A 21,497-nucleotide genomic window follows, 5' to 3' on the forward strand; every position below is an offset into this window, starting at 1 on the left:
TTTCTTTTTTCTTACAGAACACCAGAAAACAGGCGGGCAAATGACTCTTTTGTCCGGTCAGCCACGCCTCTTTTATAAAAGCCGACAGGGCTGAGCTTTTCACTTTCCTGCATATCTTCTTCAAAATGGGCCTCAAGGGTTCGGATCGCTTCGGCATCCGTGAAGAACACATTCACTTCAAAGTTGAGCTGAAAGCTGCGCATGTCCATATTCGCGGTACCGACGGAGGCGAGATCGCCATCAATGATCATGACTTTTTGATGCATGAAGCCTTTTTGGTAGGAGTACACTTCAATGCCCTCAAGGAGCAGCTCCGGGAAATAGGACCTCGACGCGTATTGGGTCAAAAAGCTGTCGTTCTTCTCCGGCACCATAACCCTTACCTCTACCCCCTTTGTCGCCGCTGCTTTTAGCGCCGTGCGAATGGATTCATTGGGGACAAAATAGGGCGTGGCGATCCATATTGATTTCTGCGCTGAAGAAATCATTTCATAATAAAGATCGCTCATGCTTTCCTTCATGTCAGGGCCTGTCGCGACAATTTGATAAATGCCTCCTCCTTCCACGGGAACCGGGGTATTGTACTCCTCTTGATCAATTAACACTTCATTGGAGACGTATTCCCAATCCAGCATAAAGATAGCGTGGAGCGTTTGCACAATTTCCCCCTCAAGCCGCAGGTGTGTATCTCTCCAAAATCCGATGTACGGATCTCTGCTGATATATTCCTTCCCAACATTTAATCCACCCACAAAACCGGTTTTCCCATCGATGATCACGATTTTCCGGTGATTTCTGAAATTCAGCTTCTGGTTGAAAAACCCGTATTTCAGCGGAGAAAACGGGACGATGTCCACCCCCGCTTGTTTCATTCTCATAATATCTCTTCTTGCCAGCTTCATGCTTCCTGCCGCATCGTATAAAAACCTCACCTCGACACCTTGGCGCGCTTTCTCCATCATAATATCCATCATGCCGTGTCCGAGCATGTCTGATTTAAACATGTAGTATTCAATATGTATGTAAGATTCCGCTTTTCTCATTGCTTTGAAAATGTCCGGGAAGGTTTCTTCGCCGTTTTTCAGCACTTTGATGTTGCTTTTCGTATTGATATTCATATGGGCAGCCCTGATGGAATATGTAAAGAACCTCTCTTGATTGTCCTTCAGCCCTGTCACTTCGGGCGTTTCCTCCTTGTCAAACAGCTTCCTGAGCTTTTCCCTGTTGTACATTCGTTTTGTCTTAAACAGCTTTCCCTTTACATAAAGCTGTCCCGAAAACAGATAAAACACGTAGCCGACGATTGGAAAAAAGACAAGAATATGTATCCATAGCAGCGTGTGCTGCGAGGTGCGGTTTTCAAGAATTAATGAATAGATGCTGAACAAAATAATGCTTATATAGCAAAGCAATCCTCCGTAAAACTCAAGCCTGGAAACCGGAAAAAACCAGATGACATATGCCCCGATGAGCATCATATATAAAAAGAAAAATTCCAGTCTCCTTTTCAGCATCCTGATTCTCTCCAATCTGATTCAATTACCTCTGTATTACCTCTTTTTTCTAACCGATAAACCTTGTAAGCAAAAAACCTCTCCGCCAAAGGAGGAGAGGTTTAGAGAAAACTAACTGTCACGGAATTCATCCGCATCGTTTCTGCAGAAATAAAGCAAGACTATTGGCAACGCCGAGTGACAACATGAGCGGCAGGCCGAACCCGCTCAGCACTCCGGCAAGCGCCGAAAAGAAGGCGGTGCTGTGACTGCAAATACGGTGGATAGAGTAAATTTGATACCCATTCTGATGAGAGAAAATATATAAAACGGGATATTGATCAGAAAGAAAATAAGGAGTTAGTCAGGCTGGATAATAATCTGCTGTTCCGCCGGTTTAAAATGAGTAAAATCCGTTTTATTCTTGATGTTTTTTCCAAATACAAACACAATAGGATTCCCGGCCGCCCAGCCATTACCTTGGCAGAAGATATCTTATGTTTTCATCAAGATAAAAAAATCCCCCTCTTGCAAGGGGGATTTTCACGAGCGTTTCCGATATACAACGTAGCTGCGGGTCAGATACTTGAGCGGCAGACTGAACACATGAACCAATCTCGTAAACGGCCACAGGATAAAAACGACGTATCCTATCACAATATGAAACTTAAACCATAGCGGGACACTCTCCATCAAAGAGGCGTCAGGCCTGAACAAAACGATTTCCCTGAACCAGGGCCCGACTGTGGTCCGGTAATCAAATCCTTTCGAATCAATGTTGAGAAACGTGGCCGCAACGCCTGACAGCATCATGAACAGCAGCAGGAGGAGCGTAAGGATATCGGATGGCGAGCTCGTTTTGCGGATTCTTTTGTCAAACAGCCTTCTGTACGTCAGGATGACAAGTCCGGTACATGCCGCAATGCCCGCCGGCAAGCCAGCGCCAATCGCCATTTTGTGATACATATGCTCTGAAATGCCAAGGGAAGCATACACGCCTTCTGGGATCAGAATCCCCATGACATGCCCGCCGACAACGCACAGCAGTCCCCAGTGAAAAAGTGTGCTGCCCGCCGCAAGTTTTTTCTTTTCTAACAGCTCGCTTGATTTCGCCGTCCAGCCAAATTGGTCATGCTGGTAGCGGTAAATATGGCCGCCGATAAAGATCGTCAATACAATGTATGGCATAATACCCCAGAGGATCTGCCCGCTCATGCCTGAACAGCCCCTTCAACGCTTTCACGTACGCCGATGGTTTCAAGCGCGGCCAGCAGCACGTGCAGCAGTTCAGCGTATATACTGTCATTTTTTTCGAGACGGGATGCCAGCTCCCTCACATTGGACAGATATTTCTCAAACACGCTTCTCGCTGCTTCAATTTCTGCAGCCGCAGCAAATTCCAGCATCAGCGGCAGATAATCAGGCAGCTCTTTCTCTGTCGGCAGGAAACCGGATTGCTCGTATGTGTTTTTTAAATGCAGCAATTCAACGCCGCGTTCCCTTTGCTCGCCCGAGTTAAAGTAGGTGACATACATATTTGTTTTTTTTCCAAAGTCGAACGTATAGACATAGTGTTCAATCAGCGCTTCCGGTGAAAAGCTGGCTGACGCCTCGAAAAAGTGCAGCAGCTTCTCTCGGATTTGCCGGTTGCCGATTTCATGGATAAGAGCCTTCCATTCGGGAATCTCGGCTCTCCACTCTTCATCCGGATAAGAGAGAAGAGAGGAAAGAGCGGAGAACGTCATTTGCCGGTCTGTGGTGTTCATCTTGTTACACCTCATTTATCAAAAGTTAGAAACAGGAGCCGGGGCCGCCTGAAAATGATAAGCCGCAGCTCCCTTGTTCAGCATATAAATCTGAAACTTCTTCTCGATGACTGCTCGGTATCACAAAGCGGTCATCATATTTGGCAATCGCAAGCAGCCGATACATATCTTCAATTTGCTGTTCTGTTAAGCCGACACTGGAGATCAGTTCCGGGTCGATTGATTTATTCGTCTGGTTCGCTCTCATATACTGGCGCATGACAGACATTTTCTTTAACGTTGACCGAATATGATCCGTATCACCGGCTGTTAACAGCTGCGCCAAATAATCAATCGGGATTCTCATTTGGTCGATAGCCGGAAAAATATCTTCTGCGGATTGCCGGCTGCCTTTTCCTTCAAAGAGATTCATAATCGGACTGAGCGGCGGAATGTACCACACCATTGGCAGCGTGCGGTACTCTGGGTGAAGCGGCAGCGCAATCTTCCAGTCAATGATCATTTTATAGATCGGCGATTGCTGCGCAGCCTCTATCCAATCAGACGGAATGCCTTGTTCTTTTGCCAGCTTGGCAACCTCAGGATCATTTGGGTCAAGAAAAACGTCCAATTGTGAATGGTAGAGATCCTTTTCATTTTCAACAGATGCCGCTTCCTCCACTTTGTCCGCGTCATACAGCATGACGCCGAGGTAGCGGATTCTGCCAACACACGTCTCAGAGCAGATGGTTGGCAGTCCCGCCTCCAAACGCGGAAAGCAGAGTGTGCATTTTTCCGCTTTGTTCGTTTGCCAGTTAAAATAGACTTTTTTATAAGGACAGGATGAGACGCAATATCTCCATGAACGGCATGCGTTTTGATCCACAAGCACAATGCCGTCCTCCTCGCGTTTGTACATGGCGCCGGATGGACAGGATGAGACGCACGCCGGGTTGATGCAGTGCTCGCAAATACGGGGCAAATACATCATAAAGACCTCATCGAATTCTGTTTTGATCGATTCCTCCATCTTTTGTACGTTGGGATCTTCAAGTCCCGTTATGTGGCCGCCCGCGAGATCATCCTCCCAGTTCGGTCCCCATTCGATATTCATAAAATCCCCCGTTAAGGACGATTTCGGGCGTGCTACCGGCTGGTGTTTTTTCTGCGGGCTGTTCGTTAATGTTTCATAATCATAGTTCCAGGGCTCATAGTAATCATCAATCGACGGCTGATTCGGATTATAGAAAAGGCCTGCAAGCCGATTGGTTTTCGAGCCCGATTTCAACTCGAGCTTTCCTTTTTTCAATGTCCAGCCGCCTTTATATTTGTCCTGGTCCTCCCATTGCTTCGGGTAGCCGATGCCCGGCTTTGTTTCTACATTATTGAAGTACATATATTCCGCACCGGAACGGTTTGTCCACGTGTTTTTACAGGTGACGCTGCACGTGTGGCAGCCGATGCATTTATCCAAGTTCATGACCATACCGATTTGCGCTTTAATCTTCAAGCCAATCGACCTCCTTCAGCTTGCGGATGACGACGTTCAGGTCGCGCTGATTCCCCGTTGGACCGTAATAATTAAAGCCGTAGCTGAGCTGGGCGTAGCCACCGATCATCTGTGTCGGCTTGACGTGAATCCTTGTCGGGCTGTTATGGGTGCCTCCGCGGTTATTCGTCAGCTTTGTGCCGGGCACGTTGATGTGGCGGTCCTGGGCATGGTGCATAAACGCCATTCCTTTAGGAATCCGATGAGACAAAACCGCTCTCGCGACGACAACACCGTTTCGGTTAAAGCATTCAATCCAATCGTTGTCTTTGATATCCGTGTCCTCTGCATCATCTTTATTCATCCACACGGTCGGCCCGCCGCGGAACAGAGTCAGCATCGGCAGAGAATCAAAATACATGCTGTGGACAGACCATTTATTATGCGGCGTCAAATAATTGAGGACGATTTCTTTTCCCTCTTGATCAGGCCGCTTGCTCAGAAACGGGCGATGCTGGAGGATCGGTTTGAATGTCGCCATCGTTTCACCGAATTCCATCATCAGTTCATGATCGACATAGTAGGATTGTCTGCCTGTCAGCGTCCGCCACGGAATTAATTTTTCAACATTCGTTGTAAACGGCGAATACCTGCGACCGCCTTTTTCAGAGCCGGAAAACGCTGGAGACGTGATCACCGTTTTCGGCTGGGCTGTAATTTGTTCGAACGTAAAGCATTCTTCCTCGCGTTCTTCCGCCAGATCTTTCAGCTTCAGGTTCGTGATGTTTTCAAGTGATTCCCATGCTTTGACGGCGACCTTTCCATTCGAAGTGGATGATAGGGTTAAAATCGCTTCTGCTGCCTGCTTTGCTTCACTTATATTTGGACATCCCTTTGCGACACTGTCCGAGGTGATTTCTCCCAATCTCTGTTTGAGTGATTCATATTCATCGGCTATTGACCAGCTCATCCCTTTTGTTCCGCTCGGCTTTAAAGCAACGTTCGGACCAAGTGCAGTCATTTTATGAAAAATGTGTTTGTAATCCCGTTCAACGACTTGGATGTTCGGCATCGTTTTTCCCGGAATGGCTTCACATTCGCCTTTGCTCCAGTCATTGATTTTGCCGAATGGCTGGGCCAATTCCTGCATGGTGTCGTGGAGGAGCGGCGTCGCAACCACTTCTTTCACGGGCTCCATATCGACTTCTTCTGCCAGATCGGAAACGGCTTTTGACAGCGCCTTGAAAATATCCCAGTCTGACTTCGATTCCCACGGAGCCGAGATCGCAGGAGCAAATGGATGAATGAACGGATGCATATCCGTGCTGCTGAGATCGTGTTTTTCATACCATGTCGCCGCCGGCAGCACGATATCGGAATACAGCGCCGTACCGGCCATTCGGAAGTCAAGATTGATTAACAAGTCGAGCTTTCCTTCCGGCGCCTGCTCCCGCCATTTGATTTCTTCAGGGCGGATGCTGTCGCTGTCGTCATTCATCAAGCCGTTTGTCGTCCCCAGCAAATGCTTGAGAAAATATTCATGCCCTTTTCCTGAGCTTGAGATCAGATTTGCCCGCCATACGAAAAGATTTCTTGGGAAATTCACTTCATTATCAGGATCTTCAATCGCGAATTTCAGTTTTTTCTTTTGGAGCTGTGAGGCCACGTACGCACCAACGTCTTCGGGTGTTGCTGCCCCTGCTTTTTCAGCTTCTTTATACAGATCGATGCCATTTTGATTGAAAGTCGGGTAAGACGGAAGCCACCCCAGCCGCGCGGCCAGCACATTGTAATCAGCGTGGTGCTTGTAGCGGGATGACGCAGCAATCGGCGATGCCAAATCACTGATCGGCTGGTCCTCATAACGCCACTGATCTGTCGCAAAGTAGAAAAATGAGGTGCCGTTTTGCAGCTTAGGCACGCCCTCCCAGTCCTTTGCAGTTGCAATCGTCTGCCACCCTTCAGCAGGTCGGAGCTTTTCCTGCCCCACGTAATGGGCCCAGCCTCCGCCGTTTACGCCTTGGGCGCCTACAAGTAAAACAAGATTTAACACCGCTCGGTAGATCGTGTCGGAGTTGAACCAGTGGTTAATGCCGGCCCCTACGATAATCATGGATCGGCCGTCTGTATCGATCGCATTTTGGGCAAACTCTCTGGCAATCTTAACGACAGCTTCTTTTTTGATTCCTGTCATTTGTTCCTGCCAGGCAGGCGTAAACGGCTCAGGATCATCATAGGAGACAGCCGATCGTTCGCCGATGCCCCGGTTCACGCCGTAGTTAGCCAGTATCAAGTCAAACACGGTCGTGATGTATGTTTCTTCACCGTTCAGGTTCATTTTTTTAATAGGAAGATCCCGCTCGAGCACTTTGTTTCCGTCATTTGAAAAATACGGGATGCGCACCGTGCCGATTTCGTCCTCTATTCCCAGCACAGAGAGACGGGGTTCAATCGGTTCCCCGGTTTCTTCATCAATCATGTGCAGGTTCCATTTCTGCTGCCCGTCCCAGCGCGAGCCCATTGTCCCTTGGGGTATGGCAAATGAACTTGTTCGTTCATCCCAAACCGCAGGCTTCCACTGATCATGCTTTGTCTTCCGCCCGATGTCCTTCGCATGCAGAAACCGTCCCGCTGTGTATACGCCATTTTCTTTTGACAAGGTGACGAGAAATGGAAAATCAGTGTATTGCTTCGCGTACTCAATAAAACGTTCAGTTTCTTGGTTCACGTAAAATTCCTGCAGAATGACGTGACCCATCGCCATCGCAAGCGCCCCGTCAGTCCCTTGGCGAATACTCAGCCAGTCATCCGCGAACTTTGAGGATTCCGCAAAATCCGGACTGATCGAAATGACCTTAGCGCCTTTATAGCGGGCCTCCGCCAAAAAATGCGCGTCAGGCGTTCTCGTTAACGGAACGTTGGAGCCCCATGTGATAATATAGCCGGAATTGTACCAATCACTGCTTTCCGGAACGTCCGTCTGGTCACCCCAAATTTGCGGGGATGCTGGTGGAAGATCCGCATACCAGTCATAAAAACTGAGCATAGGGCCTCCGATTAACGACATAAACCGGGAGCCTGATGCATGGCTGATCATGGACATGGCCGGAATCGGAGAAAAACCGACGTTTCGGTCAGGTCCGTATTTCATCACTGTATACAGCAGAGAGGCTGAAATCAGCTTCAGCACCTCCGGCCATTCAGCGCGCACAAAACCGCCTTTCCCTCTCGCCTGTTTATAAGACTTCGCTTTTTCAGGGTTTTCAACGATCGATTTCCAGGCTTCCAATGGATTTTGATGCGTCTGCAATGCCTCCCGCCACAAATTGATCAGCACACCGCGCACGTATGGATATTTCACACGCAGCGGGCTGTAGATATACCATGAAAAACTGGCCCCCCGCGGGCAGCCTCTCGGTTCAAAATCAGGCATATCCGGGCCTGTTGATGGATAATTTAAATTTTGCCCTTCCCACGTGACAATTCCGTTTTTCACATAAATATTCCAGCTGCAAGACCCTGTACAGTTAACGCCGTGGGTGGAGCGAACGACTTTGTCGTACTGCCATCTGTTTCTGTATACATTCTCCCAATCGCGATCTTCGCGGGTGGTTTGGCTATGTTTATTTGAATGGTGTTCGATAGGAGAGAAATAATTCAATCTCCTAAACAACGGACTCCTTTTCTTTTTCTTCATGAGAGTTCACTCCTTCCGAGTCAGGTGATGCTAAGTTCACTATAAACAGAGACAGCGTGTTTCCTTGTGAACTATGTCACACACTCTGCTTTTTTCACAAAATGTTCACACAAAGGAGAAGGAAGGATTTTCACAAGATGTGAGGAAGGCTGAGTTCAGGCAGAACGCTTGGGTCATTAGCTGCCTTTCATTCAAAGATCAAAAAAAACCGGCTCTATTTAAGAACCGGGCTCAGCGTTTTCATCCTGTGATGTATGCAAATACCGCAAAAATAATTGATAGGAACAAAAAACATTTTGCTGAAGCATAGCCAAAAAGTTCATTTGCAGCTGCGGATGATAAGACATCATTTTCTTAAATATGTAATATGGGATGTTGAGAATCAGAATGTCTGAAGTGGCACTGACTGAGATAAAGGGCGATAAATAAAGCCCGCCTTTTTCATCAATCGGAAACACATCCCCTTTTTCCCACAGCGCAACGGTTTTCGACCCTTCAGGGAGCCTCGTGTCCATGAAACGGACACTGCCTTTTAATACAATATAAACAGATTGAGAATGAAGAAAAGATGGAGACTGATCACATGAGCCGCGGATAAACGTGCCGTTTTTCAGCAAGGTTTCGACAATGGATAGAGGCACTTCATTAAACATAGGAAGTTGTTTCAGAAATAATAAATAGTCACACTGATTCATAGGAAAACCTCCTGTGCTAAGGGTAGCTTTAGTGTAGCTCGACTGAGCCTGTACAGCAGTGATGTATTTCACAGCCTGTATGATGAATGTCACTTATCAGGAGGGTGACTGCATTTATAATGAAAGAAAAAAGGAGGATTTCGATGAAGGTGCTGATTCCGAAGCAGCACGGCGCGTGGGCGATGCTGCTGATCCCATTTTTACTCGGCATGGCCAAGGGAGGCCCCGTTATTTGGCATATTCCGCTCTTCCTAGGCTGGCTTTTCCTATACTTAGCGGTTTATCCCGTTACGCTTGCCTTAAAAAAGAAACAAAGCAAACCATATCAAAAGTGGATGTGTTATTACGGTTTTCCCGCCTGCTGCTTTTTGATGATCTCGGTCTTTCATAAGCCGCCTCTCATCTGGGTGGGCGTTTCTTTACTGCCGCTGTTTCTCATACATATGTATTTTGCCCGCAGAAAAAACGAACGAGCCTTATTGAATGATGTTGCAGGTGTCTTGTTCTTTTGTTCGGGCGGGTTTGCGAGCTGCTGGCTGGGGATGGGAACCCTTGACGGCTGGGCTTGGTTTATTTTCTTGCAGTCTGCTTTATTTTTTATCGGGAGTTCCTTTTATGTGAAATCGGTGATTCGTGAAAGAAAAAACAGGGCATTTGCATACTGGTCATGGGGATATCACCTGCTGCTCCCCTTTTTATCCGCTCTTTTCGGAGCAGGATGGGCGTTTCTCGCTTTTATCCCGAGCAGCTTGCGGGCATGGTTTTTTCATGGAAGGGATTGGCCCGTAAAAACGATTGGCATTCTAGAAATCGTGAATGCCTGCTTCTTTCTTGCCGTCATGTGCCTCTTTATGACAAGGTGAAAAAACAAGGACACCACTGTCCTTGTTTTTTCAGTCAATATTGCAAATCTCCAGCGGGCAATTTTCACACTCAATCTCACATCGTAAATAGTCCCGCTTGTGCAAAATAATTTTTCCGGATTCGTCTATCGAAATAACCCCTTTTTTGCGGAGATCTCCGAGCATACGATTGATGCTTTCCCGTGCAGCCGCGCAAAACTTTGCCAAATCCTGATTTGTCAGGACAATGTTAATCAGAATGCCGTCGCTTCGCTCCACTCCGTAGCTGTTTGATAAACGGATAAGGGTGGAATAGAGCGCCCCCTTTTTGCCATGAAGAAGCAGATCCCTGATTTTGGACTGAATCTTCCGGAGGTGCGTGCTCATCCATTTCATGAACTCAAATGTCAAAGCGCCGTTTTGGATTAATTCTTTTTCCAGCTTATTTTTATTAATGACGAGCACCTCGCCATCCTCTAGCACTTTTGCACTGAGCATATACCTCGGTTCTTCAGTGAAAAGTGTTAATTCTCCGACGATATCATGCTTTTGGCAGATTCTAAGCGTCAAGTCTTTTCCGTCAGATGTCAGCTTGCCGATTTCAATGAGTCCTGATTGAATCAGATAAAGCTCTTCTGCATCCATTCCTTCTCGAAACAAATACGTGTGTTTTTCCATTTTTCTTTTCGTGCTGATCGATTCCAGCAATTCATGCAGATCGCTGGAAATAAGATCACTATCAGATGGTCGAACAGAGAGAAAATTCATGAGCTCACCTCGAAGAAAGTCACGTTGTGTGTTTATTGTAACGTGAATTGATTTGCACTCATTCAGAAAAAACTAACAATCTTGTGAATGCCCCAGTGTTAGTTGATGCTCTGGCTGTTTCTCTCCGTGTGTGTTTTCATTCTTTCCTGCCAATACATCCATATGACAAGGACAAAACTGGCTAACGCCACCTCTGAAAGCGCCATAAACCCGATCGCGTACTGGCCTGTTGCCTGAAACACACTCGCCAATATGAGCGGAGGAAAAAAGCCGCCTAATCCGCCCATGGCAGACACAATCCCATTGGCAATCCCCGCTTGCTTCGAAAAATAGAAAGGCACCAGTTTAAAAACAGTCCCGTTTCCTATTCCTGAGCAGACGGCCACGGTTAATGATCCAAACGTATAAAGGCCGATTGTCGGCGAGAACGATAGGATAATGCCTGATAATGTAAGCCCGGCAAAAACAAACATCAAGATGCGGAGCGGGCTCATTTTATCAGCCAGGAATCCGCCCGCAGGCCTGAGCAGCGTAGAAACCGCAATAAAGCCAGCCGTCCGCAAGCCGGCATCTGCAGGATTCAGCCCAAAATGCTCCACCAGTAAGTTCGGCAGATAGATAGTGAAGGCGACAAAGGCACCGAACGTAATAAAATAAAACAGGCTCAGAAACCATAGCACATGATTTCGGTAAACTGCTTTGATTTGAGTCTTAACAGAAACTTTGACCTTCTTCTCATGCCTGTCGCCAAACAATACGTGCAGTAAGGCAAAGACAGCCAGCAAAACCAGATACATCTGCACGGTTGATTTCCACCCGACGGCTTGAGCGATAACCGGCGCTGCAAATGTCGTAACGGCTGTCCCGATATTTCCTGCACCGTAAATCCCATTGACGACACCGTGCTTTTCTTTCGGATAATATTTCGGGAGGGAGGTCACCCCAATGGAAAACACCGCTCCCCCGATCCCTAAGAAAAAGCCGCCTGCGATTAAATCAAACAGAGAATCCGCGATACTGATCCAAAATACAGGAAATAAAAGCAGGATGAAGCTGACCATAAACATGAGCCGCGCGCCAAACCTGTTCGTTAAATACCCTAAAGGAATGCGGAGAAGCGACCCGAGGATCACAGGAATCGCCGTCACCAAAGAAATCTCACCCTTGCTTAAATGAATATCTAATGTGATTTGGGAAATGAGTGATGAAATCAGCACCCAAACCATAAACCCTGCCACCAAGCTTAATGACTGTAACGATAATTGAATGTGTTGACGGTTGATCATTTGGCTTGCCCCTTTCAATGATTCAATAATCAGTCTTATCATACAAAAACTCGGCAAACAGGATTGTGAATTACATCACACGTTTTTCTCATAAAAAAAGGACAAAGCCCGAAGACTTTGTCCTTTTGATCGTGATTACATTTTTTCCGGAGCCGATACGCCGATCAGCTGAAGCGCATTGTTCAGCGTAATTTGCGTTGCCTTCATTAAAGCCAGGCGCGCGCGGCTCTTCTCTTCATTTTCAGGGTCGATGACTTTCTCTGCGTTGTAGAAGCTGTGCAGAGCAGAAGCCAGATCATAAATATAGTTTGTGACACGGTGCGGAATTCGTTTTTCCGCTGCTTCCGCCACTGCCTCTGGGAAGCCGCCGATCGTTTTCAGCAGATCATATTCTTTTTCTGATTGAATATGGCTGAAATCAAGATCTGCCGCCGGTTTAAGTCCCTGCTCTTCCCCTTGGCGAAGCATGCTGCAAATACGTGCATGCGCGTATTGTGCATAATACACGGGGTTTTCGTTAGATGTTGATACAGCAAGATCTAAGTCAAAATCCATATGGGTGTCCGCACTTCGCATTGCAAAGAAGTAACGAACGGCATCCAAGCCGACTTCTTCAATCAGGTCACGCATCGTTACGGCTTTACCGGTCCGTTTGCTCATTTTCATTTTCTCGCCGTTTTTGTAAAGGTGAACGAGCTGAATGATTTCTACTTCAAGCGTTCCTTTTTCATAGCCCAGCGCTTCGATTGCCGCTTTCATACGCGGGATGTAGCCGTGGTGATCGGCGCCCCAAACGTTGATCAGCTTATCAAAGCCGCGGTCAAGCTTGTCCTTATGATACGCGATATCAGGAAGCAGGTACGTGTACGTGCCGTCCTTCTTGATCAATACGCGGTCTTTATCATCGCCGAACGTCGTGGAACGGAACCAAGTCGCGCCGTCTTCTTCATAGACATGGCCTTTTTCGCGGAGCGCTTCAAGCGCCTTGTCGATTTTTCCATTTTGGTACAGTGAAGTTTCTGAATACCACACATCAAACGGCACACGGAAGTTTTCCAAGTCCTTGCGCAGCTTTTCCAGCTCGTATTTCAGGCCGTATTCACGGAAAAACGCGAGGCGTTCACTTTCCTCTTCGTTAACAAAACGATCACCGTATTCCTCAGCGAGACGCTTTCCGATCGCAATGATATCCTCGCCGCGGTAGCCATCCTCCGGCATCGGTTTTTCCAATCCGAGTGCTTCAAAGTAACGGACTTCAACAGAGAGCGCCAGATTGTTGATTTGGTTTCCCGCATCGTTAATGTAGTATTCGCGGCTTACATCGTAACCCGCTTTTGAAAGCACGTTGCACAAGGAATCGCCGACAGCCGCCCCGCGCGCATGCCCGAGGTGAAGGTCTCCCGTCGGATTCGCTGATACGAATTCTACCTGAACTCGTTCACCGTTTCCGATGTTCGTTTCCCCATATGCTTCTCCTGCTTCCAGTACAGACGGAATCAGCTTTGTTAAATATTGATTGTTCATATAGAAATTGATAAAACCCGGGCCGGCGATATCCAGTTTTTCAATCGAAGCCTTTCCTTTATCAAAATGGGCGACAATCTCTTCAGCGATTTGACGCGGCGCTTTTTTTGCCACTCTTGCCAGCTGCATCGCCATATTCGTTGAGTAGTCGCCGTGTGTTTTATCTTTCGGTGTTTCTAAAACAACATTGGGAATCTGGCTTTCTTCAGCCAGTCCCGCTTTCAGAACGGCCGCTTTGATTTCTTCTTTCAGCACGTCCTTCATTTGTTCCGCAATGTTCATGCGTGAGTTCCTCCCTCATACGTAATCGTCATATTATGTAAATGCTCCTGCTCGTCTCCGACATGCATGTCATATGCGATGCTGATACGGCCTTTTTCTTCATCGAGATCAGATTGAATCGATTTTGTGCTTGTTTTCAGCTCAAGCTCACCAAATGACATTTTATATTTAGCAATTGTGGAAGCTCCCGTTATGAAACGCTGATTCATTTTGACAGCGCCTGACCTCATGACCAGGACTTCGCCTTCGCTTACTTTCACAATCGTTTTGACTTTGCCTAAGTCGTGTTCTTCATAATAAGATAGATACACTTTATTTTGTTTTACATAGTAAAATCCGGTGGTGCGGAATTCGATGACTTCTTGGTTTCCGTCATCCTCGATCACAGACTTCACATGGAGTGTTATCGGTGTCTCTTGCTTCATTCTGACACGTCCTTTTCATCATTCCACTTTGACTTGAATAGTATAATCATTCGGTTTGTAAACTTCAACTGCTTCTATCTTACCATCATTGCTCATCAGATTTGAAGATAAACCTCATAAAAAGCATTTCCTTATATAGAAGAGAAAATCATATCACTAATTACCTTTAGGAAATGTTACATTTTTCCGAAATCTATCATTTCCTTTTCACATTTTTTTCAAAATATATGTATTGAATTAGTAATTTGATAGTTTTAAGATAAAAGTACAACATAGATCTGCTAGAAAAACAAATAAAGGGAGGATTCAATTATGAAAAAAGCTGTCATTGTAGAAAACAAAGGTTGTGCAACATGCTCGATCGGAGCCGCTTGTCTAGTGGACGGTCCTATCCCTGATTTTGAAATTGCCGGTGCAACAGGTCTATTCGGTCTATGGGGATAAGGATCTCCCAAAAGGGCATAGTCATTCTACTATGCCCTTTTTAAGTAAATTACAATTTTTAACTAAAATCTACCTCTTGGATATACATACACAACCGTTTTTCATTTGAATCATATGTATAGGGGATGGTATTTTGTTTATAGAGCAGATGTTTCCATTTATTAATGAAAGTGTAAGGGTTCACCAGCTTCCTGAGGGCGGCGTGTTAGAAATCGACTACTTGCGCGATAATGTCTCCATTTCTGACTTTGAGTATTTGGATCTCAACAAAACGGCTTACGAGCTCTGCATGCGCATGGATGGCCAAAAAACAGCTGAGCAGATTTTAGCTGAGCAATGTGCAGTGTATGATGAATCACCGGAAGACCATAAAGATTGGTATTACGACATGCTCAACATGCTCCAGAACAAGCAGGTGATCCAGCTTGGAAACCGGGCCAGCCGCCATACCATCACCACGAGCGGAAGCAATGAATTTCCGATGCCCCTGCACGCCACCTTTGAACTGACGCACCGCTGTAATTTGAAATGCGCCCACTGTTATTTGGAAAGCTCACCTGAAGCGCTCGGCACCGTGTCGATTGAGCAATTCAAAAAAACGGCTGATATGCTGTTTGATAACGGTGTATTGACATGCGAAATCACGGGTGGGGAAATTTTTGTCCATCCAAATGCCAATGAGATTCTTGACTATGTGTGTAAAAAGTTCAAAAAAGTCGCTGTCTTAACAAACGGAACACTCATGCGAAAAGAGAGTTTGGAGCTTTTGAAGACTTACAAGCAAAAAATCATCGTCGGCATTTCTCTTGATAGTGTCAATTCCGAGGTCCATGACTCCTTTAGAGGGAGAAAAGGCTCTTTTGCCCAAACTTGTAAAACGATAAAATTGTTGAGTGACCACGGTATATTTGTCAGAGTCGCCATGTCTGTCTTCGAAAAAAACATGTGGGAAATCCACGATATGGCCCAAAAGGTTCGGGATCTCGGGGCGAAGGCGTTCTCTTACAATTGGGTTGACGATTTCGGAAGAGGCAGGGATATTGTCCATCCAACGAAAGACGCCGAGCAGCACCGCAAGTTTATGGAATACGAGCAAAATGTGATTGATGAGTTTAAAGATCTGATTCCGATTATTCCTTATGAGAGAAAACGCGCGGCAAATTGCGGCGCTGGCTGGAAGTCCATTGTGATCAGCCCGTTCGGCGAAGTACGTCCTTGCGCCCTCTTTCCAAAGGAATTTTCATTGGGAAATATTTTTCATGATTCCTATGAAAGCATCTTTAACTCCCCTCTCGTCCATAAACTGTGGCAAGCGCAAGCGCCGCGGTTCAGCGAACATTGCATGAAAGACAAATGCCCGTTCAGCGGCTATTGCGGAGGCTGTTACTTAAAAGGGCTGAACTCTAACAAATATCACCGGAAAAACATTTGCTCTTGGGCGAAAAATGAACAATTAGAAGACGTGGTCCAGCTTATTTAGGAGGGAAACGATTTGTCACCAGCACAAAGAAGAATTTTACTGTATATCCTTTCATTTATCTTTGTCATCGGCGCAGTCGTCTATTTTGTCAAAAGCGATTATCTGTTTACGCTGATTTTCATTGCCATTGCCATTCTGTTCGGGATGCGCGCGCGGAAGGCTGACTCGCGATGAGCATTTTGGATATACACGATGTATCCGTTTGGTATGAACGGGACAACGTCATCTTAGAACAAGTAGATTTACATTTAGAAAAAGGCGCCGTTTACGGGTTGCTTGGGGTAAACGGCGCCGGAAAAACGACACTGATTAATACGCTGACAGGCGTGAACCGCAATTTCAGCGGACGCTTTACACTGTGCGGAATTGAAGCGGAGGCCGGCATGCCGCAGAAAACATCAGATCAGCTGAAGACTCACCGTTACTTCGCCGCCGATTATCCGCTGCTATTTACAGAAATTACGGCGAAGGACTATGTGTCTTTCGTCCATTCGCTTTATCAAAAGGATTTTTCAGAGCAGCAGTTTGCCAGTTTGGCCGAGGCCTTTCATTTTTCAAAATACATCAACAGGAGAATTTCGGAGCTGTCCTTGGGGAACAGGCAAAAAGTTGTATTGATGACAGGCTTATTGCTGCGCGCTCCCCTGTTTATTTTGGATGAGCCGCTCGTCGGTTTGGATGTGGAATCGATAGAGGTTTTTTATCAGAAAATGTGTGAGTACTGTGAAGCAGGCGGGACCATTTTGTTTTCTTCTCATCTGCTCGATGTCGTGCAAAGATTTTGTGACTATGCGGCTATTCTTCACAACAAACAGATCCAAAAGGTCATTCCGATTGGAGAGGAGACCGATCTGCGGCGGGAATTTTTCGAGGTGATCGGCCATGAATAACATAATCCCCATCATGTCTTTGCTGTTCAAACAGCTTTACAGCCGGCAAGGGAAAAAGGACGCCATCCGCATTGCCGCAGGCCTTGTCATTCTGGCCGTGTTTGAAATCGGGCTGATCCGCCAGGCCGGCATTGATGAATCGGTGTTGCGCAAAACGTATATCATACTCGCGCTTCTCTTAATGAACGCATATATGGTGTTTCTTTCTGTGACATCTCAATGGAAGGAATCTTATATGAAACTGAGCTGCCTGCTGCCGATTTCTTCACGGAGCTTTTGGCTCGCCCAGAGTGTCGTTTTGTTTGTCGATACCTGTTTGAGAAGAACTTTATTCTTTTTTATTTTACCGTTGTTCTTATTTGGAAACGGAACGCTGTCAGGGGCGCAAACATTGTTTTGGCTCGGCAGGTTTTCGTTTTTTACCGTTTACTCCATTATTTTCGGAGTTGTGCTAAGCAACTATTTCGCCAAAAAGAAGAACTGGATGTTTCTGCTGCATGCGGCGATATTCGCCTGTGTATGTCTCAGCGCCGCTTTGATGCCGGCCGCCACGATTCCGCTTTGCGCGGTCCATATCCTGTGGGCGGTGGTCATTGACTTTCCTGTCTTTCTGCAGGCACCTCCGCAGCAGGGCAAGATGCATTCATTTATGCGGCGATCTGAGTTTTCGTTTTACAAAAGAGAATGGAACCGATTTATCTCTTCTAAAGCGATGCTGTTAAATTACGCGGTAATGGCGGCTTTCAGCGGCTTCTTTTCGTTCCAGATGATGAATACCGGCATCTTCAATCAGCAAGTGATTTACATCGTGATTTCCGCGCTTTTGCTCATCTGCTCGCCGATCGCCCTTTTGTACTCGATTGAAAAAAATGACCGGATGCTGCTCATCACGCTTCCGATCAAGCGGAAAACGATGTTTTGGGCGAAATATCGCTTTTATTCAGGCCTATTGGCAGGCGGATTTCTCCTTGTCGTGATGATTGTGGGTTTCATCAGCGGCCGCCCGATTTCAGTTCTCACTTTTTTGCAGTGCATTGAGTTGCTGCTGGCGGGAGCTTTTATCAGGTTAACTGCGGATGAAAAAAGGCCCTCCTTCAGCTGGCAGACTGAGCAGCAGCTATGGAGCGGTTTCTCAAAATATCGGTCTTATCTGTTTTGTCTTCCCCTATTCTTAGCCACATTAGCCGGCACCGCTGTATCCTTGGCGGTCATTCCGATAGTCGGTCTGGTCATAGTCTATTACCTGCAAAAACAGGATGGTGGTTTCTTTGATACAAGCAAAAGAGAACGGCTTGGAAGTTAACCTGCTGAAGACTCATCAATTTTCAACTATTTCAATCGCCGCGAGCTTTCTGAAACCGATCGAAAGCGCGGCGGAACCTGAGGAAGAAACGATTTATTTTTACGGCGCCGCCGCATACCTGAAGGAGCAAATCATTGACGCTTTCGGTTGTGCTGCCGGCAGCCGTTTCATGTACTCAGCGAATCTCTTTTTTGATCAGCAGCTGAAAACCTGCGGGACCCGTTTGATTCACCCATTATATAACGGGAATTTTCATGTTGACGCCCTGCTGAAAACTTTTGCAGACTTGTCTTTCCCTTCTTCTCTTTCATTCGAAGCAGTTGAAAAGGCCAGGAATGAGCTGCTGCTGAGAATCGAAAAGAAATTCACTGATCCTTTCTCCTACTCGGCGGCGCGCTTGGCTGAGGAGGTCTTCGGAAACCCGATGTACGGCACAGGCATGTTTGGCCGGAAAGACAGGATAAAGGCGATTCATCCTAAACGGTTTCTCGACGCAACGGACTTTATCGTTGATTTAGTGTCCCAGCAAAAACAGCTGAACATATTGGGACAAGTACATGCATGTGATGTTCGGGGACATGCCCCGCAAACGTCCGCTATAACGTCCGGAAGAATACCCGTAAACTGGCATGTTTTTGAAACAGAGACACGCAGCGCTGCAGGTCCTTCCGTCTTGACACTCGGATTTGACTGCGGAGAGATGAAAGATGCCAGCGATTATATCAAAATACAGCTAATAGACGGATTACTGGGAAAGTACGGCCATTCCGCTTTATTCAAGCACTTCAGAGAGAAGGATCTGGCAGTCTATCACGTTATCACCCGTTACGATGTCATGAACAATTTGCTGCTTGTTTCAATATGTACAGATCAGCTTCATGAGATAGACATTCCCCCGCGCGTTTTGGAAGCTGTCTCAGCTTTTCATACAGATGAGCGGGAACTAGAACAGGCAAAGCAGTTTTTACGCAATGAATTGCTGCTGCAATTCGATTCTCCCGAAGGTCTATTGGCCTATATGGGGATCCTGCGCCGCTTCTCCTGCACGAAAGAAGCCTTGCTGGATGGCATCTCAGCGGTTACATGCCGTGATGTATTGCAATTCATAACGACCATCAATTATATCGGAGCTCATGTAGTAAGGGGATGAAGAGATGGAAAAGAAAGCCTTTTTTCAACAGCTGGATGAACGAACCGATATCAGATACACAGACAGCGGACTAAAAATATTCAGATTGAAATTCCCCCGCGCCCACCTGCGGCTGTGCAATGTAAAAATCGATTTTGGAAGCCGGGATGTATGTATACGGGCAGAATCCGGTGATACACTGCTTCCGTATGGCACAGCGCATTTTTTAGAGCATCTTCTCTTCTGGCATAACGGCCGCAATCTGTACAGTGATTTTTTTGCGCATAGCGCGCTTTTAAACGCATTCACTACCTACACCGATACCAATTTCATGTTTACCTCATTACCGGATCGGCTCAGACAAACGATCCCCATCCTGCTTGATGCTTTATGGAACCACTCATTTGACAAGAAGATTGTCGCTCAGGAAAAAGCTGTGATTACAAGCGAAATTCAAACAGCACACCTTAACCATCAGCTCTCATATCATTATCAGCTGATCAGCATGCTTTCTCCCTCCTCACCAGCTGCCGTTTTCCCCGCAGGCAGAATCGAAGATATTGAGGCGCTGGACATCAATGATTTACAAAAAGCCTATAAGGCTGCCTACCAAGCCCAACGGATGACGCTGTTTTTGATTGGGGGCTCAGAAAATACAGAAACGCTTTTGCCTCCTCACCTCCAGCTGGAAAAGCGTCCGGATTATCATGCTGAAAGAAAAATCATCCCGGCATGCCCTCCAGCCCTCTCACAAAAAATGGTGCTGGGTGATGAGGAGCGGATGGAAGATACCTGGACCGGATTACAGATCGGCGCACTTCCCGGGCAAAACGATCTGTTGGCGATAAAGCTTTATTGGGATATCGCGGCTCGTATTCTATTTCAATTAGATTCACCGTTTTTTCAAGAGATTCAGCAAACGTACCGCCTAGAAATCGATCGTTTGTCAGCCGAGACTTATATCTATGAGGATGGCGGTTTCTTGATCCTTCACAGTCAAGGGACCCATTCTTCAGCTTATATCGATGTGGCTTCATACTATGTCACACAGAAGAAAGAACAGGTTGCCGCCTGGCTTCAATACGGCAAGGATTCTTTGACAGACGCGATCATTTATGACAGCGATTATGTGCGTAAATGCTTCGAGTGGGCAGCTGAGTGTGACAGGTGCGATTGCTCGTTTCTTGACATGTACTACATCATTCAAGATATGGATACGCAGGTTTTCTTGTCTCTCATTGATGCAATGGCATCTTCTAACAAAGCGATCATTCACGTTTCTCAGAAAGAGGCGATCAGACAATGAAAAAAAACACTGTCTTTACCCTTTTATTGCTGCTTATAGGTATGGCGGCTTATTCCTTCGGCTGGGTTCAGGCCGTTGCCGAAGCCGCCGCCCAATATGTACAGATGATCAACAATGACGCTGTGCGGCTCGGGCTGCTGGCTTGTACCGCTGCCCTCCTGATGCTGCCTGCTTTTCTCTATCTTCATTATGTCACCCAATCCGTGAAAAACATGACAGCAGCTTTTCAGAAACTCACACAGTCTCATCAAAGCTGCTGTGACTTTCAGCAACACAACTTGTGCAGCCGATATGCAGAAGACGTCAAATCGCTGCGTGACAGCTATAAAAACGTCCGCCAAACATACGTGATGGCTGCCGTGTTGTGCCAAGTCATCATATTCGGCTGCATGTTCGAAATCGTTAAAGCCGTCCCTTTCCGCCTTCACACGCCCCCTGCCCTTTCAATGGGACTTGCGATGCTACTGATCCTGTATTTATTGTTTTGCATGCGAACGTATTTGCGGCAGCTTTTCCGGCACGGCAGCCTGTTCAGAAAAGTGTTTGCGGGAGCGCTGGCAGCAGCCGGGATTTGGTGGATGCTCAGTTTCTCTATAAGTGAACTGCTGTTTCTGATTATCCTGGCTACCATTCAGCAAATCGGATCATTTATTTATAAACGATTCTCTTATCGCAGCACCGCTTCTCTTGATCTATAAA

Annotated in this window: 20 protein-coding genes and 1 pseudogene; 10 read left to right on the plus strand and 11 right to left on the minus strand. The window is 46.6% G+C overall.

All coding sequences use genetic code 11. The features are described from left to right. Positions 1-11 precede the first annotated feature (11 nt). From cls to arfM, 7 genes and pseudogenes are all read right to left on the minus strand, one after another. Positions 12-1,514 carry a cardiolipin synthase gene (cls, locus tag NSQ12_RS19725; RefSeq protein ID WP_041351299.1) on the minus strand — a complete coding sequence of 501 codons (1,503 nt, stop codon included), beginning with the start codon at positions 1,512-1,514 and terminating at the stop codon, positions 12-14. A gap of 130 nt (positions 1,515-1,644) precedes the next feature. Next, a pseudogene (locus NSQ12_RS19730) lies at positions 1,645-1,850 on the minus strand (YitT family protein); the annotation flags it as partial. A gap of 186 nt (positions 1,851-2,036) precedes the next feature. After that, entirely contained in the window at positions 2,037-2,708 is a 672-nt protein-coding gene (narI, locus tag NSQ12_RS19735; protein WP_003242665.1) for a respiratory nitrate reductase subunit gamma, read from the minus strand. Further along, complete coding sequence (gene narJ, locus NSQ12_RS19740) at positions 2,705-3,259, minus strand: nitrate reductase molybdenum cofactor assembly chaperone (RefSeq protein WP_339175429.1); 555 nt, start codon at positions 3,257-3,259, stop codon at positions 2,705-2,707. The genes narI and narJ overlap by 4 nt, the downstream gene beginning before the upstream one ends. 25 nt (positions 3,260-3,284) lie before the next feature. Then, complete coding sequence (gene narH / locus NSQ12_RS19745; RefSeq protein ID WP_339175431.1) at positions 3,285-4,748, minus strand: nitrate reductase subunit beta; 1,464 nt, start codon at positions 4,746-4,748, stop codon at positions 3,285-3,287. Then, entirely contained in the window at positions 4,738-8,424 is a 3,687-nt protein-coding gene (locus NSQ12_RS19750; protein ID WP_339175433.1) for a nitrate reductase subunit alpha, read from the minus strand. The genes narH and NSQ12_RS19750 overlap by 11 nt, the downstream gene beginning before the upstream one ends. A gap of 218 nt (positions 8,425-8,642) precedes the next feature. After that, entirely contained in the window at positions 8,643-9,119 is a 477-nt protein-coding gene (arfM, locus tag NSQ12_RS19755) for a Crp/Fnr family transcriptional regulator ArfM (RefSeq protein ID WP_339175435.1), read from the minus strand. Positions 9,120-9,262: 143 nt separating this feature from the next. On the opposite strand from arfM, the gene NSQ12_RS19760 reads away from it, so the two are divergent. Further along, positions 9,263-9,982, plus strand: a complete 720-nt coding sequence (locus NSQ12_RS19760; RefSeq protein ID WP_339175437.1) for a YwiC-like family protein — start codon at positions 9,263-9,265, stop codon at positions 9,980-9,982. 30 nt (positions 9,983-10,012) lie between these two features. On the opposite strand, the gene fnr is transcribed toward NSQ12_RS19760, so the two are convergent. From fnr to NSQ12_RS19780, 4 genes are all read right to left on the minus strand, one after another. Then, positions 10,013-10,729, minus strand: coding sequence for a fumarate/nitrate reduction transcriptional regulator Fnr (gene fnr, locus NSQ12_RS19765; RefSeq protein WP_014481215.1), 717 nt, complete (start codon positions 10,727-10,729; stop codon positions 10,013-10,015). Positions 10,730-10,827: 98 nt separating this feature from the next. Continuing rightward, entirely contained in the window at positions 10,828-12,015 is a 1,188-nt protein-coding gene (gene narK / locus NSQ12_RS19770; protein WP_339175440.1) for a nitrate transporter NarK, read from the minus strand. Between the two features lie 135 nt (positions 12,016-12,150). Further along, entirely contained in the window at positions 12,151-13,821 is a 1,671-nt protein-coding gene (gene argS / locus NSQ12_RS19775) for an arginine--tRNA ligase (RefSeq protein ID WP_003227570.1), read from the minus strand. After that, positions 13,818-14,246 (minus strand): DUF1934 domain-containing protein, encoded by a 429-nt coding sequence (locus NSQ12_RS19780; protein ID WP_017696263.1) that lies wholly within the window; start codon positions 14,244-14,246, stop codon positions 13,818-13,820. Before NSQ12_RS19780 ends, argS begins: the two co-directional genes overlap by 4 nt. Before the next feature lie 312 nt (positions 14,247-14,558). On the opposite strand from NSQ12_RS19780, the gene sboA reads away from it, so the two are divergent. Genes sboA through albG form a run of 9 tightly spaced genes read left to right on the plus strand, consistent with a single transcriptional unit; the run spans position 14,559 to position 21,496 of the window. Beyond that, on the plus strand, positions 14,559-14,690 hold the full coding sequence (sboA, locus tag NSQ12_RS19785) for a subtilosin A (protein ID WP_003222002.1): 132 nt from the start codon (positions 14,559-14,561) through the stop codon (positions 14,688-14,690). Further along, positions 14,647-14,799 (plus strand): bacteriocin-like protein SboX, encoded by a 153-nt coding sequence (gene sboX, locus NSQ12_RS19790; protein ID WP_106073301.1) that lies wholly within the window; start codon positions 14,647-14,649, stop codon positions 14,797-14,799. The genes sboA and sboX overlap by 44 nt, the downstream gene beginning before the upstream one ends. A 24-nt stretch (positions 14,800-14,823) precedes the next feature. Continuing rightward, a complete protein-coding gene (gene albA, locus NSQ12_RS19795; RefSeq protein ID WP_024573031.1) occupies positions 14,824-16,170 on the plus strand; it encodes a subtilosin maturase AlbA in 1,347 nt (448 codons plus the stop codon). A 12-nt stretch (positions 16,171-16,182) separates the two neighbouring features. Next, a complete protein-coding gene (gene albB / locus NSQ12_RS19800; RefSeq protein ID WP_003222006.1) occupies positions 16,183-16,344 on the plus strand; it encodes an antilisterial bacteriocin subtilosin biosynthesis protein AlbB in 162 nt (53 codons plus the stop codon). Further along, a complete protein-coding gene (locus NSQ12_RS19805) occupies positions 16,341-17,060 on the plus strand; it encodes an ABC transporter ATP-binding protein (protein WP_038429789.1) in 720 nt (239 codons plus the stop codon). Before albB ends, NSQ12_RS19805 begins: the two co-directional genes overlap by 4 nt. Next, positions 17,053-18,363: an antilisterial bacteriocin subtilosin biosynthesis protein AlbD gene (gene albD / locus NSQ12_RS19810; protein ID WP_227058172.1), complete on the plus strand. Its 1,311-nt coding sequence runs from the start codon at positions 17,053-17,055 to the stop codon at positions 18,361-18,363. The genes NSQ12_RS19805 and albD overlap by 8 nt, the downstream gene beginning before the upstream one ends. Beyond that, positions 18,353-19,513 carry an antilisterial bacteriocin subtilosin biosynthesis protein AlbE gene (albE, locus tag NSQ12_RS19815; protein WP_227058421.1) on the plus strand — a complete coding sequence of 387 codons (1,161 nt, stop codon included), beginning with the start codon at positions 18,353-18,355 and terminating at the stop codon, positions 19,511-19,513. Before albD ends, albE begins: the two co-directional genes overlap by 11 nt. A gap of 4 nt (positions 19,514-19,517) precedes the next feature. Next, positions 19,518-20,798: a pitrilysin family protein gene (locus NSQ12_RS19820; RefSeq protein ID WP_227058171.1), complete on the plus strand. Its 1,281-nt coding sequence runs from the start codon at positions 19,518-19,520 to the stop codon at positions 20,796-20,798. After that, positions 20,795-21,496: an antilisterial bacteriocin subtilosin biosynthesis protein AlbG gene (gene albG / locus NSQ12_RS19825; RefSeq protein WP_015250988.1), complete on the plus strand. Its 702-nt coding sequence runs from the start codon at positions 20,795-20,797 to the stop codon at positions 21,494-21,496. The genes NSQ12_RS19820 and albG overlap by 4 nt, the downstream gene beginning before the upstream one ends. Position 21,497: the final 1 nt, after the last annotated feature.

The organism is Bacillus sp. PS95 (genome assembly GCF_037963565.1).
GTDB classification, from domain to species: domain Bacteria; phylum Bacillota; class Bacilli; order Bacillales; family Bacillaceae; genus Bacillus; species Bacillus subtilis.

What these genes read in the sequence shown, in the direction of transcription:
- cls (WP_041351299.1), bottom strand. Translation starts at nt 1,514, where the DNA reads ATGCTGAAAAGGAGACTGGAATTTTTCTTTTTATATATGATGCTCATC.
- narI (WP_003242665.1), bottom strand. Translation starts at nt 2,708, where the DNA reads ATGAGCGGGCAGATCCTCTGGGGTATTATGCCATACATTGTATTGACG.
- narJ (WP_339175429.1), bottom strand. Translation starts at nt 3,259, where the DNA reads ATGAACACCACAGACCGGCAAATGACGTTCTCCGCTCTTTCCTCTCTT.
- NSQ12_RS19750 (WP_339175433.1), bottom strand. Translation starts at nt 8,424, where the DNA reads ATGAAGAAAAAGAAAAGGAGTCCGTTGTTTAGGAGATTGAATTATTTC.
- arfM (WP_339175435.1), bottom strand. Translation starts at nt 9,119, where the DNA reads ATGAATCAGTGTGACTATTTATTATTTCTGAAACAACTTCCTATGTTT.
- NSQ12_RS19760 (WP_339175437.1), top strand. Translation starts at nt 9,263, where the DNA reads ATGAAGGTGCTGATTCCGAAGCAGCACGGCGCGTGGGCGATGCTGCTG.
- fnr (WP_014481215.1), bottom strand. Translation starts at nt 10,729, where the DNA reads ATGAATTTTCTCTCTGTTCGACCATCTGATAGTGATCTTATTTCCAGC.
- narK (WP_339175440.1), bottom strand. Translation starts at nt 12,015, where the DNA reads ATGATCAACCGTCAACACATTCAATTATCGTTACAGTCATTAAGCTTG.
- argS (WP_003227570.1), bottom strand. Translation starts at nt 13,821, where the DNA reads ATGAACATTGCGGAACAAATGAAGGACGTGCTGAAAGAAGAAATCAAA.
- NSQ12_RS19780 (WP_017696263.1), bottom strand. Translation starts at nt 14,246, where the DNA reads ATGAAGCAAGAGACACCGATAACACTCCATGTGAAGTCTGTGATCGAG.
- sboA (WP_003222002.1), top strand. Translation starts at nt 14,559, where the DNA reads ATGAAAAAAGCTGTCATTGTAGAAAACAAAGGTTGTGCAACATGCTCG.
- NSQ12_RS19805 (WP_038429789.1), top strand. Translation starts at nt 16,341, where the DNA reads ATGAGCATTTTGGATATACACGATGTATCCGTTTGGTATGAACGGGAC.
- albD (WP_227058172.1), top strand. Translation starts at nt 17,053, where the DNA reads ATGAATAACATAATCCCCATCATGTCTTTGCTGTTCAAACAGCTTTAC.
- NSQ12_RS19820 (WP_227058171.1), top strand. Translation starts at nt 19,518, where the DNA reads ATGGAAAAGAAAGCCTTTTTTCAACAGCTGGATGAACGAACCGATATC.
- albG (WP_015250988.1), top strand. Translation starts at nt 20,795, where the DNA reads ATGAAAAAAAACACTGTCTTTACCCTTTTATTGCTGCTTATAGGTATG.